13 protein-coding genes are annotated in these 14,948 nt (G+C 65.7%); 5 read left to right on the top strand and 8 right to left on the bottom strand.

Features of this window, described 5'->3' with window-relative positions; genetic code table 11:
- Positions 1 to 68 precede the first annotated feature (68 nt).
- Entirely contained in the window at positions 69 to 1,541 is a 1,473-nt protein-coding gene (locus NBY65_RS06145) for a catalase (protein ID WP_150038260.1), read from the bottom strand.
- 115 nt (positions 1,542 to 1,656) lie between these two features.
- On the opposite strand from NBY65_RS06145, the gene NBY65_RS06140 reads away from it, so the two are divergent.
- On the top strand, positions 1,657 to 2,634 hold the full coding sequence (locus NBY65_RS06140) for a LysR substrate-binding domain-containing protein (RefSeq protein WP_150038262.1): 978 nt from the start codon (positions 1,657 to 1,659) through the stop codon (positions 2,632 to 2,634).
- A gap of 37 nt (positions 2,635 to 2,671) precedes the next feature.
- Here the strand turns inward: NBY65_RS06140 and NBY65_RS06135 are convergent, their stop codons facing one another.
- From NBY65_RS06135 to NBY65_RS06105, 7 genes are all read right to left on the bottom strand, one after another.
- Positions 2,672 to 3,283, bottom strand: a complete 612-nt coding sequence (locus tag NBY65_RS06135; protein WP_150038264.1) for a hypothetical protein — start codon at positions 3,281 to 3,283, stop codon at positions 2,672 to 2,674.
- Between the two features lie 108 nt (positions 3,284 to 3,391).
- Positions 3,392 to 4,126 carry a hypothetical protein gene (locus NBY65_RS06130; protein WP_150038266.1) on the bottom strand — a complete coding sequence of 245 codons (735 nt, stop codon included), beginning with the start codon at positions 4,124 to 4,126 and terminating at the stop codon, positions 3,392 to 3,394.
- A gap of 247 nt (positions 4,127 to 4,373) precedes the next feature.
- Positions 4,374 to 5,288 carry a LysR substrate-binding domain-containing protein gene (locus NBY65_RS06125; protein WP_150038268.1) on the bottom strand — a complete coding sequence of 305 codons (915 nt, stop codon included), beginning with the start codon at positions 5,286 to 5,288 and terminating at the stop codon, positions 4,374 to 4,376.
- A gap of 10 nt (positions 5,289 to 5,298) precedes the next feature.
- Positions 5,299 to 6,129 (bottom strand): ABC transporter permease, encoded by an 831-nt coding sequence (locus tag NBY65_RS06120; protein ID WP_162530334.1) that lies wholly within the window; start codon positions 6,127 to 6,129, stop codon positions 5,299 to 5,301.
- The gene (locus NBY65_RS06115) at positions 6,129 to 7,367 is read right to left on the bottom strand and encodes an ABC transporter permease (RefSeq protein ID WP_338110364.1); all 1,239 of its coding nucleotides are present in this window, start codon (positions 7,365 to 7,367) and stop codon (positions 6,129 to 6,131) included. Before NBY65_RS06115 ends, NBY65_RS06120 begins: the two co-directional genes overlap by 1 nt.
- 64 nt (positions 7,368 to 7,431) lie before the next feature.
- On the bottom strand, positions 7,432 to 8,481 hold the full coding sequence (locus NBY65_RS06110) for an ABC transporter substrate-binding protein (protein ID WP_150038272.1): 1,050 nt from the start codon (positions 8,479 to 8,481) through the stop codon (positions 7,432 to 7,434).
- A 53-nt stretch (positions 8,482 to 8,534) separates the two neighbouring features.
- On the bottom strand, positions 8,535 to 9,644 hold the full coding sequence (locus NBY65_RS06105) for an ABC transporter ATP-binding protein (protein ID WP_150038274.1): 1,110 nt from the start codon (positions 9,642 to 9,644) through the stop codon (positions 8,535 to 8,537).
- A gap of 51 nt (positions 9,645 to 9,695) precedes the next feature.
- Here NBY65_RS06105 and NBY65_RS06100 point away from each other — a divergent pair, with 51 nt between their 5' ends.
- The 4 genes from NBY65_RS06100 (at position 9,696) to NBY65_RS06085 (ending at position 14,937) form a co-directional block, all read left to right on the top strand.
- Positions 9,696 to 9,998 (top strand): hypothetical protein, encoded by a 303-nt coding sequence (locus NBY65_RS06100; protein WP_150038276.1) that lies wholly within the window; start codon positions 9,696 to 9,698, stop codon positions 9,996 to 9,998.
- Between the two features lie 190 nt (positions 9,999 to 10,188).
- The gene (gene gabT / locus NBY65_RS06095) at positions 10,189 to 11,466 is read left to right on the top strand and encodes a 4-aminobutyrate--2-oxoglutarate transaminase (protein WP_150038278.1); all 1,278 of its coding nucleotides are present in this window, start codon (positions 10,189 to 10,191) and stop codon (positions 11,464 to 11,466) included.
- A complete protein-coding gene (locus tag NBY65_RS06090; RefSeq protein WP_150038281.1) occupies positions 11,463 to 12,923 on the top strand; it encodes an NAD-dependent succinate-semialdehyde dehydrogenase in 1,461 nt (486 codons plus the stop codon). Before gabT ends, NBY65_RS06090 begins: the two co-directional genes overlap by 4 nt.
- Positions 12,924 to 13,662: 739 nt before the next feature.
- Positions 13,663 to 14,937, top strand: coding sequence for a GNAT family N-acetyltransferase (locus NBY65_RS06085; protein ID WP_150038283.1), 1,275 nt, complete (start codon positions 13,663 to 13,665; stop codon positions 14,935 to 14,937).
- The last annotated feature ends 11 nt before the right edge of the window (positions 14,938 to 14,948 follow it).

The raw sequence follows: 14,948 nt of genomic DNA, 5'->3' as shown, positions 1-14,948 counted from the left end.
TGGGCTGCGTGCCGAAGACGTGGAGGGGAGGGGCCGGCGGATGCGGGGATTCACCGGCCCCGTTCCGGCTATTCCGCGTCGGCGCGGGCGCGGGCGCGTGCCTGCCCGAGCGCCTGTGCGACACCCTCGGCATAGTCCGGGTCGGCGCGTTGGAAATGCACCAGCTGGCGGGCCACGATGGAGTCCGGCACGCCCTGCATGGCGGCGGCGATGTTGCGGAACAGCCGCTCCCGCTGGCCGGCGTCGAACAGGCGGAACAGCGCGCCCGCCTGGGTGTAGTCGTCATTGCCGGCGCGGTGGTCGTAATGGCCGGCATCGCCGCTGATGCGCAGCGGCGGTTCCTTGGCCGCCGGTTGCGGCTGCGGACCGCCGAAGCTGTTGGGATGGTAATACGCATCGGTGCCGTGCGGCGCGTCGAAGCGCATGGCGCCATCGGCATGATGGGTGTGCACCGGGCAGCGCGGGCGGTTCACCGGCAGCGATTCGTAATGCGTGCCGACCCGGTAGCGGTGCGCGTCGGCATAGGCGAACAGCCGTCCCTGCAGCATCTTGTCTGGCGAGAAGCCGATGCCCGGCACGATGTTCGATGGCGAGAACGAGGCCTGCTCGACCTCGGCGAAATAGTGCGCGGGGTTGCGGTTCAGTTCGAGGATGCCGACTTCGATCAGTGGGTAGTCCGCGTGCGGCCAGACCTTGGTGAGGTCGAACGGATTGTACGGCGTCCTTTCGGCATCGGCCTCGGGCATGATCTGCACGCACATGCGCCAGCGCGGATAGTCGCCGTGCTCGATCGCCTCGAACAGGTCGCGCTGCGCGCTTTCCCGGTCATGCGCGATGATCGCTGCGGCTTCCTCGTTGGTCCAGGTGCGGATGCCCTGCAGCGATTTGAAATGGAACTTCACCCAGAAGCGCTCGCCGGCGTCGTTCCAGAATGAATAGGTGTGGCTGCCATAGCCGTTCATGAAGCGGTAGCCCTGCGGCAGGCCACGGTCGCTGAACAGGATCGTCACCTGGTGCAGGCTTTCCGGGCTGAGCGACCAGAAATCCCACATCGCCGTGTTCGAGCGCAGATTGGCGCGCGGGTGGCGTTTCTGGGTGCGGATGAAGTCGGGGAACTTCAGCGGGTCGCGGATGAAGAAGACCGGCGTGTTGTTGCCGACCAGGTCCCAGTTGCCTTCCTCGGTGTAGAATTTCAGCGCGAAGCCACGCACGTCGCGTTCGGCATCGGCGGCGCCGCGCTCGCCGGCGACGGTGGAGAAGCGCAGCAGGGCCTCGGTCTGCCGGCCGATCCCGGCGAAGATCCTGGCACGGGTGTAGCGGGAGATGTCGCCGGTGATGGTCAGCGTGCCGTAGGCGGCCGAACCCTTGGCATGCACGACCCGCTCGGGGATGCGCTCGCGGTTCTGGTGGGCGAGTTTCTCGATCAGGTGATAGTCCTGCAGCAGCACCGGGCCGCGCGGCCCTGCGGTCAGGCTGTTCTGGTCATCGGCGATCGGCGCGCCGGCGGTGGTGGTCATCACCGGGAAGGTCTGGTCGGCCATGAGTCCCTCGTTTGTCCTGCGGCTCCTTCGGGAGCGCGGCGCAACAATGCGGGACGGAAAACATAAGGTTAAATCGATCTTTCCTGGATTTTTATTCGGTGTTACCTGTTAATCCATGCCACCCAGCAACCTTGCCGGCCTGTCCTTGCGTGACCTGGAATATGCGGTCGCCGTCGCCGACCTGCGGCATTTCGGCCGGGCCGCGGAACGCTGCGGGGTCAGCCAGGCGGGCCTGTCGGAGCAGGTGCGCAAGCTGGAGGCATTGCTGGGCGTGACCCTGTTCGAGCGCACCACCCGCCGCATCACCGTGACCCCGGAGGGGGAGATGCTGCTGCGCCAGGCCCGGGAGGTGCTGGGTGCGGCCCGCGTGCTGCTGGAGATGGCCCGCAGCCGGGGCGATCCGCTGGCCGCGCCGCTGCGGCTCGGGGTCATCGCCACGCTGGGGCCCTATTACCTGCCGGGCCTGCTCCGGGACCTGCGCGGACGTTTCCCACAACTGGAACTCCGGCTGCAGGAGGGGCGTACGGTGATCTTGCTGCGGGCCCTGCTGGCCGGAGAACTCGATGCGGTGCTGCTCGCCCTGCCGGCCCGGGCCGAGGGGATCACGGAAGCGCCGCTGTTCTTCGAGCCGTTCCGGGCCGTGCTCCCGGCGGACCATGCCCTGTCCGCGTGCCCCCGCCTTGGCCTGCACGACCTAGCCGGCGAGGGATTGCTGTTGCTGGAGGAAGGCCATTGCCTGCGCGACCAGGCGCTGGCCCTGTGCGGTATCGCGCGGATCGGGCAGGAGCGGCGTTTTGCCAGCAGCCTGGAGATGCTGCGGCACATGATCGCGGCGGGGGAGGGCTATTCGCTGCTGCCGCTGCTCGCGGTGCCGGGGGGCGTGGAGGATGACGGGCTGGTGCGCATCCGTGACGTGGCGGGCGAGGCGGTAGGCCGCTCGATCGGCCTGGCTTGGCGCGCCACCGATCCGCGCACCCCGGCCTTCCAGGAACTCGCCTGCTTCCTGCGCGGCGTGGCGCCTGCCGGCACCACGGCGATGGCGCCGGCGGCACCGGCTGGCCGTGGCCGCCTGTCCGCCTCCCGGGCAGGCTGACCGCGTTCCGGTCAGCCCCGTGGGCTGGCGGTCTCCATCAGAACCCGACGGCGGTGGCGGATTCCGGCCAGGTATCGAGAACCACCTCGACGTTATCGAGGATCGCCTGCAGTACATCGCGCTCGCGGCTGAGCGTCTCGATGACATTCGCGACCGCGTCACAGGCCGCGATCTGTGCCGCCGTAATCGGGCGCTCCATGAGGGGGCGGAGGCAGCGGCGGGCGATGGCGTGCGGGCTGTCATCGCGTCCGCCGATCCGGGCGCTCGTGTCCGGGCGATCCTTGCCGCGGGCCGGGGCAGGGGCGGACGGAAGCTCCTTCAGGGTCAGGCAATGCGCGGCATCGCTGGCGCGACGTCGGGCGCGCCGGTTCGGGGCGGTCGGGACATCCGGCGTGGTGGCGGCGCCGGTTCGGCCCAGCAGCTCGATCTCGGCGTCGACGGCGATGCTCATGCCACTGGCCTCGCCGGCCGCGAACAGGACGCAGGAGCCGCGGAAGGCGCCCGCGGGCCCTACGAGATCGATGTCGACGGGGCTCTCGCCCGGGGAAAGGACGACACGGTCGCCTGCGCGCACGTCTTTCGCTTTGATTTTCACGGCCCAGATCTCCTCGAGATCCGGGGAAAATGCATCAGTCAGCCCAAAAATCAACCGAAGATTACTTGCTATCGCCCAAGTATTGCGCATGTATTATTACGATTCCCTGGGCTATACATGCGGCGCGGCGCCGTATCCGTGGCTTGGCGGATCCTGCTTCGCTCAGGACGGATGCTTGTCTTCGATCTCCAGCAGGCGGGTTGCGGCGGCGATCAGGTCGAGGATCCAGGCCCGGGATTCCTCCAGGCTTCCCGCCCTCGACTGGAACACGCGGGCGAGCCGCCGCGCCCGTGCGATCACCTCCAGCCGGGCGGCGATCGCGACTGCCTTGGTGCCGCAGGGGGACGTCACCACGCCGGCCGGCGTGCCGCCGTCGAGGGCGTGACGAACCCGCGAGAGCGTGGCGAAGGCGTCGTCACGCTCCCGGCCCAGCCGGTCGAGTTCCAGCGTGACCGCTTCGCAGACATCCAGGACTTCCGGTGTCACCGGCCGTTGCAGCAGGGGCTTGAGGCAGCGCCGGGCCGTTGCCTGCGCGGCCTCTCCGGGCTGCGGCAGCGTCGCCAGCACGCGGGCGCGGAGCTGGTCGCGATCCACCAGCAGCGTGGCGAGGTCGTCGCGCCAGGGCAGGTTGCTTTCCTCCTGGACGATGCGGCGGATCCGTTCCTCCTGGTGCGGCAGCAGGATCTCGTTCGGCGTGGTGTCTTCTTCCTCGCGCTGCAGCAACTCGATTTCCTCGTCCAGGCCGACCGAGACCCCGACATTTTCCCCGATCGCAAACAGGATGCAGGTGCCGCGAACGCAGCCAGGGATGCCGACGAGGTCGACGTCAAGGACTCTTTCCCTGGCGCCGAGAACCACACGATCCCCGGCACGAACATCTCTTGCCTTGATCTTCATGGGACGGAAGCCTCCGAGATATGAGCAGGATGCCAGCTACAGTGTAGACGTAAGATGGCCGGCGAAGTTTGTCACTTCGTGTTTCTCGGATTGTCTGGAGGATTCATTTGCAGTGTGTCACCGCTGCAGCAAAATATGAAAATGCGCACCAATTTTTATTTCTTGAATTCTTTACGCATTTAAGTGATTTTGTTGCGTATGTAGCGCGCGTTCGTCGCGTCAGCCGTCGCCCGGCCGGGCGCGCCTTCTATCGGCCGGCGGATGCGGTCCGGGCCGTCTGCGCTTCCTGCTGCATCTGCGTGGCGATCCACAGCCGCAACCGTACCAGGGCGGGTTCGTTCCAGCGGTCACGCCGGGCAACGAAGAGATAGGGATGCATGGCCACCCGGTTATGGCCGATCTCGGTCAGGTCACCGACCGCCAGTTCGTTGGCGCACAGCAATTCATTGCCCAGCGCGACCCCCTGGCCCAGCTTCGCCGCCTCCAGCGCGAGATTGGCGTGCCACAGCCGCGGCCCGCGCAGCCGATCCGGCGGGGTGACGCCATGGGCGGCGAACCATTCCCGCCACTGCTCGTGGCTTTCCTCATGGATCAGCGGCATGTCCACCAGATCCGCCGGGGTGCGGGCGTTGCGGTGGGTGGCGGCCCAATAGGGGCTGGCCACCGGGAACACCAGCGGCCGCGCCAGCACGGTGCAGCGCAGCGTCGTCGAGGGCGGCTCGCCGTAGATGATCTGCGCATCCGCCTCGAACCCGGCCAGGTCGGCCATGCTCTCGTGCGGGCGCACGCTGATCTCGATGGAAGGATAGAGGGCGTGGAAATCCGGCAACCGCGGCGTCAGCCAGCGCAGCGCGAAGCCGGGCACCGACCAGATGCTCAGATTGGCCGAGCGGCGATTGCTGTCCACCCGCGCCGTCGCGGTGGCGAGGTCGGCCAGGATGCGGTTGAGCGAGGCGGCGTATTCGTCGCCCGCCGGCGTCAGCGCCACGCCCTGGCGCGAAGTGCGCACCAGCGGCACGTCCAGCATGGCCTGCAGGCTGCGCACATGCCGGCTGACCACGGTGTGGTCGAGCCCCAGCTCCTCGGCCGCCTTGCGCACGCTGCGGTGGCGGGCCACCGCCTCGAAGGCGCGCAGGGCGGAAAAGGGGGGGATGCGGATCATCGGCGCCGGGTCAGAGGCGCCCGGCCCGCAGACGTTCGCCGCGCCGGCGCAGCAGCTCCACCGCCGCCAGCAGGCCGACCGAGAACAGCGTCAGGATGGCGGCAGCGGCGGTGATGGTGGGGCTGATGTTCTCGCGGATGCCGGAGAACATCTCACGCGGCAGGGTGCGCTGCTCGGGGCCGGCCATGAACAGCACCACCACCACCTCGTCGAAGGAGGTGGCGAAGGCGAACAGGGCGCCGGAAGCAAGGCCCGGCAGGATCAGTGGCAGGATCACCCGGCGGAACGTCACCAGCGGCGACGCCCCCAATGAAGCGGCGGCGCGGGCCAATGTCTGGTCGAAGCCCTGCAACGTGGCGCTGACCGTGACCACCACGAACGGCACGGCCAGCGCGGTATGCGCCAGGATCAGCCCGGCATAGCTGTTGGTCAGGCCGAACGGGGCGAAGAAGAAATAGAGCCCGACCGCGGTGATCACCACCGGCACCACCATCGGCGAGAGCACCAGCGCCAGCACCAGCGGCTTGAACCGGCTGCGCCACTGCGCGAGCCCCAGCGCCGCCAGCGTGCCCAGCAGCATCGCCAGCGCGGTGGCGCTGACGCCGACGATCATGCTGTTGCGCAGTGCCGTCATCCAGCGGGCCGAGGTGAGGAAATCCTCGTACCAGCGCAGGCTGAATCCCGGCAGCGGATAGACCAGGTAGCTGCCGGAGCTGAACGACAGCGGCAGCACCGCCAGCACCGGCGCCATCAGGAAGAAGAACACGAACCCGGAGAGGATCACCGTGCCGGCCCAGGCCAGGCGCTGGCCGAGCGTGCGGGGGGCCTGGTTCGGCGCCATCACTTCAGTCCTCCGGTGGTCTGGCGGTCGGCGAGCAGCCGGGCATAGGCCACCGCCAGGATCGTCGTCACCACCAGCAGGACGGTGCCGAGCGCCGCGGCCATGCCCCAGTTCACCGTCTCGTTGGTGAAGAAGGCAATGAAGTAGCTGATCATCTGGTCGCCGCCGCCGCCGATCAGGGCGGGGGTGATGTAGTAGCCGACGCACAGGATGAACACGAGCAGCGCCCCCGCGCCCACGCCCGGCAGGGTCTGTGGCAGGTAGACGCGCAGGAACGCCTTCAGCGGCGGCGCCCCGAGCGAGGCGGCGGCACGCATGTAGGCCGGTGGGATCGCCTTCATGCTGCTGTAGAGCGGCAGGATCATGAACGGCAGCAGCACGTGGGTCATGGCGATGTAGACGCCGGTGCGGTTGAAGATCATCTGCAGCGGCGCGTCGATCAGCCCGGTCCAGAGCAGCATGTTGTTCACCAGGCCGCTGCCCTGCAGCAGCACGATCCAGGCGCACAGCCGCACCAGCAGCGATGTCCAGAACGGCAGCAGCACGAAGATCATCAGCAGGTTCGCCTGCCGCGCCGGCAGGCTCGCCAGCAGATAGGCGGTGGGGAAACCCAGCAGCAGGCACAGCCCGGTGACGATGACGCTGATTTCCAGCGTGCGCAGCAGCACCTCGATATAGACCGCCTGCTCGGCCGGCGTGCCCACGATCGCCCCGTCGGCGGTGCGGTGCAGGTCCAGCGAGGCCAGCAGGTAGAAATCGGTCAGCGGTCCGGAAGCGCGATGGATGGCGCCCCAGGTCTCGATCTCGCCCCAGCGCGGATCGATGTCCAGCAGCGCCGCCTGGGCCTCGCCCTCGGCGGGGGGCGTGGCGCGGACGCGGCGCGCGGTGCTCATCAGCAGCGTGCGGAAGCCGGTGACGTCGTAGTTCAGCCGCTTCGCCGCGGCCGGCACGGTCTGTTCGCGCGCGGCCTGTTCGAGATCGGCGGCCAGGGCGGCAAAGGCCGGCTCGCCGGGCAGGGAGGTGCCGCGCCAGCCCTGCAGGCTGGCGACGGTGCGCGGCAGCACGCGGGCGACGTCGGAATCCTCGACGCTGTGCCACAGCATGGTGCCGATCGGGATGATGAAGGTGAAGGCGAGGAAGACCAGCAGCGGCAGGATCAGCGCGGCATGCCGCCGCTGCCGGGCGCGCTCGGCGCGCCGCAGACGCAGCTTGAGGGAGGGGATGGCAGTGGCGGACACGGCGGTGATCCTGGCTGGGAAGAAAGCAATGTGGCCGGGCGCGAGGCCCGGCCGGTCGCATGCGTTACCGCGCTGCCCACTTGTTGAAGCGCTCGGTCAGCCGGTCGAGATTCTCCAGCCAGAAATTGTCGCTGATCTCGACGGCCGTCTTCATGTTGACGGGGTTGGTCGGCAGCGTCGCCAGGTATTTCTGCGGGATCAGCGCGTTGGCCTGCTTGTTGGGAACGCCGTAGGCGATCAGCTCGGGCAGCTTGGCCTGGTTGGCGGCGGCGCCGACGAAGTCGAGGAACTTGTAGGCGGCGTCGGTATTCTGCGAGCCCTTCAGGATCACCCAGCTATCGATGGTGTAGAGCGCGCCGTTCCACACCATGCCGAAATTCTTGTGCTCGGTGCGGTTGGCGGCGTCGAGGCGGCCGTTATAGACCGAGGTCATCGCCACCTCGCCGGACGCCAGCAACTGCGGCGGCTGCGCGCCGGCCTTCCACCAGACGATGTCCTTCTTGATGCTGTCGAGCTTGCGGAAGGCGCGGGCGACACCGGCTTCGGTGCCGAGCACCTTGTAGACATCGGCCGGCGCCACGCCGTCGCCGATCAGCGCGATCTCCAGCGTGGTCTTGGGGCCCTGGCGCAGCCCGCGCTTGCCCGGATACTTCTTGGTGTCGAAGAAATCGGCCCAGCCCTTCGGCGCCGTCTTCAGCTTGTCGGCGTCGTAGCCGAGCACGAAGTCGTACACGATCGCGCCGACGCCGCAGGGGCTGACCGCGGCCGGCAGATAGGAAGCCTCGCCGCCGATGCGCTTGAAGTCCAGCTTCTGGAACAGGCCTTCCTCGCAGCCGAGCGCCAGTTCCTCGCTTTCGACCTGCACCACGTCCCAGGGCACGTTGCCGGCCTCGACCTTGGCGCGCAGCACGCCGATGCCGCCGTCCCAGGATTCATCGGTCAGCGCGACGCCGGTCTTTTCCTGGAAGGGCTGGAAATAGACCTTCTTCTGCGCTTCCTGATAGGCGCCGCCCCAGGAGACGACGGTGAGATTGCGCGCCTGTGCGCCGGTCGCGAGCAGCAGGCCGAAGGTGACGGTGGCGGCTAGTCCGAGCGTGCGTGGAAGGGAATGCATGTCTCTCTGTTCCGTGTTGTCGAGGCGGAGGGAGAAGCGACGCCGGGATGGGCTCACACCGGGTCGAGGGCGCGGCAATGCTCGGCGGCGAAGGCGATGGTCACGTCCTGTCCACGGGTCAGCCCGGCCTGCTCCCCGGCCTGCAGGCGCACCATGAAATCGGTGGTGCCGGGAAGGTCGAGCAGGGCGAGCGCGTGGTCGCCGAGATAGACGATATCGCGCAACCGGCCGGAAAGCCGGTTGTCGGTGCCGGGATCCGCATCCGGGGCCAGCAGGCGGACCCGCTCCGGGCGGATCGACAGCGCGGTGGCGCCATTGGCGCGCGGGCTGATCAGCAGCGCCTCGACCAGTTCCCCGCCGGCCAGCCGCACCGTGCCGTGCCGGCCCTCGCGGTGCTCCACCTGGCCGGAAAGCGTGTTGTTCTCGCCGATGAAGTTGGCGACGAAGCTGTTGACCGGGCGTTCGTAGAGCGTGTCGGGGGCGGCGATCTGCTGGATCACCCCGTCATTGAATACGGCGATGCGGTCCGACATGGTCAGCGCCTCGCTCTGGTCGTGCGTGACATAGACCACGGTGATGCCGGTGTCCTGGTGCAGACGCTTGATCTCCATCTGCATGTGCTCGCGCAGCCGCTTGTCAAGGGCGCCGAGCGGCTCGTCCATCAGCACGAGCTGCGGATTGAACACCAGCGCGCGCGCCAGCGCCACGCGCTGCTGCTGCCCGCCGGAGAGCTGGCCGGGATGGCGCTGCGCCAGGGCTTCCAGCTTGACCATGGCCATCGCCCGCGCCACCCGCTCGGCGGTCTCCGCCCGGCCGATGCGGCGGACCTGCAGCGGGAAGGCCAGGTTCTCGGCCACGGTCATGTGCGGGAACAGGGCGTAGTTCTGGAACACCATGCCGATGTTGCGCCGGTGCGGCGGCATGTTCCGGATCGGCTTGCCGTTCAGGTAGATCTCGCCATCGGTCGGGGTCTCGAACCCGGCCAGCATCATCAGCGACGTGGTCTTGCCCGAGCCCGAAGGGCCCAGCAGCGTCAGGAACTCGCCACGGCTGATGTCGAGGTTGAGGCTGCGGACGACCAGGTGCTCGCCGTCATAGGTCTTGTCGATGTCCTCGAAGCGGACGAGCGGCGGCTCGGCGCTGGTGTCCGCGGCGGCGCTCATCGGGCCTCGCACCATGACGGCTGGCCCGGGCGGGCGGGAGCACTGGGCGGGATGGACATCGGGAACTTCCTTTCGTGCCGGATCACGCGGGCCGGGGAGCGGAGCATCGGAAATGAAACCAGCAAGCGGGATGCCAACCGGAACGAAGGCCTCTCCGGGGGCACGCCCGGCGGCCTGCCGGAATGCAGCCTGGTTCGCTTGGGGAATGGTGATATAGATAAAGGCGTTGTTTCGGCAAGGCGCATGAAATTCTGCCAGGACTTGCCTTATTCTGGCAGGAATTGTCCATTAATTGCGCTGTCATTGCTGAAACAATTGGCATTTTCCGCCGTGCGCGTCGAAGATGACGGCTAAGTGACCAGAAAGCGTGCGGGGTTGGCAAGGCGCATTTTGCACCAGTTTTGGTGCATCCCATGCACCATATGCAGGCACGATGCCCCTGGGCGGTGGTGCATTCCATGCCCCATCGATGCTGGATTATGCACTTCGGCCGTCCCGCGGCGTCGTGCTCAAACGGTGTGCAGCCGCACCCATTGAGGCCATCATGCCGAGCAATGCCGCACTTCTCGCCCGCCGTAACGCCGCCGTGCCGCGCGGCGTCGTCCACGCCACGCCCCTCTACGCCGCCCGCGCCGAGAACGCCGAGCTGTGGGACGTGGAAGGCCGACGCTACATCGACTTCGCCGGCGGCATCGCCGTGCTCAACACCGGGCATTGCCATCCCAGGGTGATCGAAGCGGCGACGGCGCAGCTGCGCGCCTTCACCCACACCGCCTTCCAGGTCGCCGCCTACGAGCCCTATGTCGCGCTCGCCGAACGGCTGAACGCGCTGGCGCCGTTCCATGGCGCGGCCAAGACCATCTTCTTCTCGACCGGTGCCGAGGCGGTGGAAAACGCCGTCAAGATCGCCCGCGCCGCCACCGGCCGCCCCGGCGTGATCGCCTTCACCGGCGCCTTCCACGGCCGCACCCTGCTGACCTCGGCCCTGACCGGCAAGGTGGCGCCCTACAAGCACGGCTTCGGCCCGCTCGCCGCGGAGATCTACCACGTGCCGTTCCCGGTGGCGCACCAGGGCGTCACCGTGCAGGACAGCCTGCGTGCCCTGGAATTCCTGTTCCGCGCCGACATCGAGCCGAGCCGCGTCGCCGCCATCATCATCGAGCCGGTGCAGGGCGAGGGCGGCTTCTACCCGGCCCCGGTCGAGCTGCTGCAGGCGCTGCGCGCGCTGTGCGACCGCCACGGCATCGTGCTGATCGTCGACGAGGTGCAGACCGGCTTCGCCCGCACCGGCCGCATGTTCGCGATCGAGCATTCCGGGGTCGAGCCGGACCTCGTCACCATCGCCAAGTCACTCGGCGGCGGCTTCCCGATCTCCGGCGTGATCGGGCGCGCGGCGCTGATGGACGCGGCCGAGCCAGGCGCGCTCGGCGGCACCTATGGTGGCAACCCGGTCGCCTGCGCCGCCGCCCTGGCGGTGCTCGACGTGATCGCCGAGGAGAAGTTGCTCGATCGCGCCAACGCCATCGGCGCCACCATCCGTGCACGGCTGCAGCAATGGACCGAGCGCAGCGATCTGCTGCCGATCGGTGGCGTGCGCGGCCCCGGCGCCATGATCGGCTTCGAGCTGTTCACCCGCCGCGGCGGCCAGGAACCCGACGCGGCCGCGGCGAAGCGGGTCACCGCGCGGGCCCTGCAGGAAGGGCTGATCCTGCTGTCCTGCGGCAATCTCGGCAACGCCATCCGCATCCTGGTGCCGCTGACCGTGCCCGAGCCGGTGCTGCAGGAAGGCCTCGCGCTGCTGGAAAAGGCTCTGGCGGCATGAGTCCGCTGCTGGATCTGCGGCGCCCCGACCTGCTGCGCCAACAGGCCTATATCGACGGTGCCTGGGTAGCGGCTTCCGACACGATCGCCGTCATCAACCCGGCGACCGGCACGGTGCTGGGCCGCGTGCCCGCGCTCGGCGAAGCCGAAACCGAGCAGGCCGTCGCCGCCGCCACGCGCGCCCTGCCGGAGTGGCGCCGCCGCACCGCCCGCGAGCGCGCCACCATCCTGCGCCGCTGGTTCGAGCTGATGCACGCGCACGGCGCCGACCTCGCCCGGCTGCTGACCGCCGAGCAGGGCAAGCCGCTCGCCGAGGCGGCCGGCGAGATCACCTATGCCGCCTCCTTTCTGGAATGGTTCGCCGAGGAAGCCCGGCGTACCTACGGCGAAACCATCCCCGGCCATCGCGGCGACCTGCGCCTGCTGGTGCAGCCCCAGCCGGTCGGGGTGGTGGCGGCGATCACGCCCTGGAACTTCCCCGCGGCGATGATCACCCGCAAGGCCGGCGCCGCGCTAGCAGCCGGCTGCACCATGGTGCTGAAGCCTTCGGAACTGACGCCCTTCAGCGCCCTGGCCCTCGCCCTGCTGGCCGAAGAGGCCGGTGTGCCGGCCGGCGTGTTCAACGTGGTGACCGGCCTGCCCCAGGGGATCGGCGCGGTGCTGACCGGCGATCCGCGGGTGCGCAAGCTGACCTTCACCGGCTCGACCGCCGTCGGCAAGATGCTGACCGCCGCCGTCGCCGGCACGCTCAAGCGCGTCTCCATGGAACTGGGCGGCAACGCGCCCTTCATCGTGTTCGACGATGCCGACCTCGACGCCGCGGTGGAAGGCGCGGTGGTTTCCAAGTTCCGCAACACCGGCCAGACCTGCGTCTGCGCCAACCGCATCCTGGTGCAGCAGGGCGTCTACGATGCGTTTGCCGAAAAGCTGGCCGCGCACGTCGCCGCCTTCCGGGTGGGCGATGGGCTGGCCGGGCCGACCGACCAGGGGCCGCTGATCGACGCGCGCGCCCTGGCCAAGGTGGAACGCCACGTGGCCGACGCGCTGGCGCATGGCGCGAAACTGCTCACCGGCGGGCGGCGCCTGCCGGGGGATGGGCATTTCTACGCCCCGACCGTGCTGACCGAGGCCACGTCCGCCATGGCTCTTGCCCATGAAGAAACCTTCGGACCGGTCGCGCCGCTGTTCCGTTTCGGGACCGAGGATGAGGCGGTGCAACTTGCCAACGATACCCGCTCCGGCCTGGCTGCCTACGCCTATACGCGCGACCTGGCCCGGTTCTGGCGTGTATCCGAAGCCCTTGAGTACGGGATGGTCGGCATCAATACCGGCCTGATCTCGACCGAGGTGGCGCCCTTTGGCGGCATCAAGGAATCGGGGCTTGGGCGTGAGGGAGCGCGCCAGGGCATCGCGGAATACCTGGATATGAAATACATCTGTGTGGGAGAGGTGCGGTAAAGGTCGGGGAAGGCGCGTTGCCTTACCTGAAATACTCCCATGCTTTGACTTCTTGTCTTATGTGATCTGCTTCCCTTCCACTGGCATTCAGGGAAGGCAACAGTGAAACGCGGTCGGGACGCCCCTTGCGGGGCGCTCCCTGCGCGGAACCGTGCAAGCAGCATTCCCACAGGGTCAGGTCGCGGGGCTGGCGGATGTGGGGCTCATGTCTGCAACCGACGACGGCATCATCGGCGCAGCGCACGATGATCATGCCCCCGCTGGCTTTTCGTTGCTGCCAGCGATGGCACAGGCCGCATGGCCCACTTTCTCCAAATCCACCATCCCGGTCTCGATAAGGGCAGAGTTGAGATACGGGGTAAGGAGAGTTGATCTCCTTTGGTGATTATACGCCCAAAGATATTCAACTTTTTGTATTGTGTATCTTGGTGTGCTCCGGTCTTCTGATGTGCCGCCGCAGATACAATTTGAAATGTTACCTAACAGACTGTTGACGAAACGGCTCCAGGCTGATTCGTTCCCGGTCCGAGCAAATGGGCGGTGGTGGATGTCACTGGGACGGCAGCAGGAGCGGCAGGTACCGTTAAGGACGACTTGGGTGGGGGATGCTTCCACCGGGTCGCGCCGTTCGCGGCCGGCCTCCGGCTGGGTCGATCAGTGCCGGGTTTGATGCTTTCGCCCAAGGCGTGTGCGCTCTTCGCGACTCTCCCTGGGACAGCCATCTTTAATGGACAGATAATTGTCTATTCAAAAATACAAATCGGTGGGCCCTGTGGTGGCAGATAGCTTTCTTGATGCGGATGAGGTGATGTGTCTCAGGAATGAAATAAGGAGATTTGAAGGCTCCGTTTCTTTTCAATCAATTCACAATATATGGAATGATATCGCTAGCAGCGTTGCTGATATTCCATTTTATTTGTCATATGATTATTCTAAGGTGGCTGCCGAGATTGCCTTCGCGCATGGCGCTGCGATCGAAATCATTATTGTCTATGATGTCTTTGGACCGGTTGCGATATGGCCATTTGCAATTTATGCAAAGGGACCATTCCTGGTTGGCAAATGTCTGACGTGTGGGAACGATGAGGAATATGGCAGGCCCCTGATCAGAAACGGGGCCCGTGAGGATGTTCTCGCCAGCGTCGTGGATGCGCTCAAGAAAATTCACGCTGACATCCTGCGAATTCCCTTTGTGGAAACCAATAGTTCATTGGATCGTGCCCTCGCCTTGGCTCCACGGGGATGGTTTTTACCATTGGTTACTCCGGAGCGAATCAATGGCTATTGGATTGATTATAGCAAATTTGCAACCTGGGACGAATTTTTAAAATCCATTTCTGCAAAATATTGGAAGAACCTGAGGCGCGGCAAGCGGCATTTGCAGGCGCAAGGAAAATTGGAGATCGGGTGGTGTCATGGCGCCTCTGATACCCTGGTCGCCTTGGAGTGGTTATTTGATTACAAGAAACGATGGGCGATAAACCAAAATTTAAATGTACAATGGTTGTGTGATGACACAGTAAAAGATTTTTTTATCAAGTTGGCGGGCAGGGTTGACCTTTCCCGATCGCCATTTGTGGCTGCGATGCGGATGGACGGTTGCTTCGTTGCCGCGGGAATAGCTATGATTGGCTCCAAATCCGTTGAGCTATATATCATCACTTACGACACAGAATTTAAGAAATACTCTCCAGGAATTTTATTAATTGATTATTTGGCCTGTTGGGCTTATAATAACAAACTAAATTTTGATTTTCGCATATTAGAGTATGATTATAAATCAAGATGGTCAAATGCTCAGACTGAATACTGTAAATCATTTGTCTTTCTGTCTAAATTTGGCCACGCATTAGAAATACCTCTGTTTATTTCGAGAATCAAATATCATGCAAAGAAGTTTTATCAGTTAGTTTACAATGATTTAAAATCAGCCAGAATTGCTTATTTGCAAAAATTTGACAGCCAAAAACAGCTAACTGACGGCATGACCCATATGTTGCAACAAAATCAGTAGCTGTACTGTCA

Origin of the sequence: Rhodovastum atsumiense, from assembly GCF_937425535.1 — a bacterium.
GTDB lineage: Bacteria > Pseudomonadota > Alphaproteobacteria > Acetobacterales > Acetobacteraceae > Rhodovastum > Rhodovastum atsumiense.
The sequence above is the reverse complement of the archived record's forward strand: the minus strand, read 5'-3'. Positions and strand labels throughout refer to the sequence as shown.

What these genes read in the sequence shown, in the direction of transcription:
- NBY65_RS06145 (WP_150038260.1), bottom strand. Translation starts at nt 1,541, where the DNA reads ATGGCCGACCAGACCTTCCCGGTGATGACCACCACCGCCGGCGCGCCG.
- NBY65_RS06140 (WP_150038262.1), top strand. Translation starts at nt 1,657, where the DNA reads ATGCCACCCAGCAACCTTGCCGGCCTGTCCTTGCGTGACCTGGAATAT.
- NBY65_RS06130 (WP_150038266.1), bottom strand. Translation starts at nt 4,126, where the DNA reads ATGAAGATCAAGGCAAGAGATGTTCGTGCCGGGGATCGTGTGGTTCTC.
- NBY65_RS06125 (WP_150038268.1), bottom strand. Translation starts at nt 5,288, where the DNA reads ATGATCCGCATCCCCCCCTTTTCCGCCCTGCGCGCCTTCGAGGCGGTG.
- NBY65_RS06120 (WP_162530334.1), bottom strand. Translation starts at nt 6,129, where the DNA reads ATGGCGCCGAACCAGGCCCCCCGCACGCTCGGCCAGCGCCTGGCCTGG.
- NBY65_RS06110 (WP_150038272.1), bottom strand. Translation starts at nt 8,481, where the DNA reads ATGCATTCCCTTCCACGCACGCTCGGACTAGCCGCCACCGTCACCTTC.
- NBY65_RS06105 (WP_150038274.1), bottom strand. Translation starts at nt 9,644, where the DNA reads ATGAGCGCCGCCGCGGACACCAGCGCCGAGCCGCCGCTCGTCCGCTTC.
- NBY65_RS06100 (WP_150038276.1), top strand. Translation starts at nt 9,696, where the DNA reads ATGGACATCGGGAACTTCCTTTCGTGCCGGATCACGCGGGCCGGGGAG.
- gabT (WP_150038278.1), top strand. Translation starts at nt 10,189, where the DNA reads ATGCCGAGCAATGCCGCACTTCTCGCCCGCCGTAACGCCGCCGTGCCG.
- NBY65_RS06090 (WP_150038281.1), top strand. Translation starts at nt 11,463, where the DNA reads ATGAGTCCGCTGCTGGATCTGCGGCGCCCCGACCTGCTGCGCCAACAG.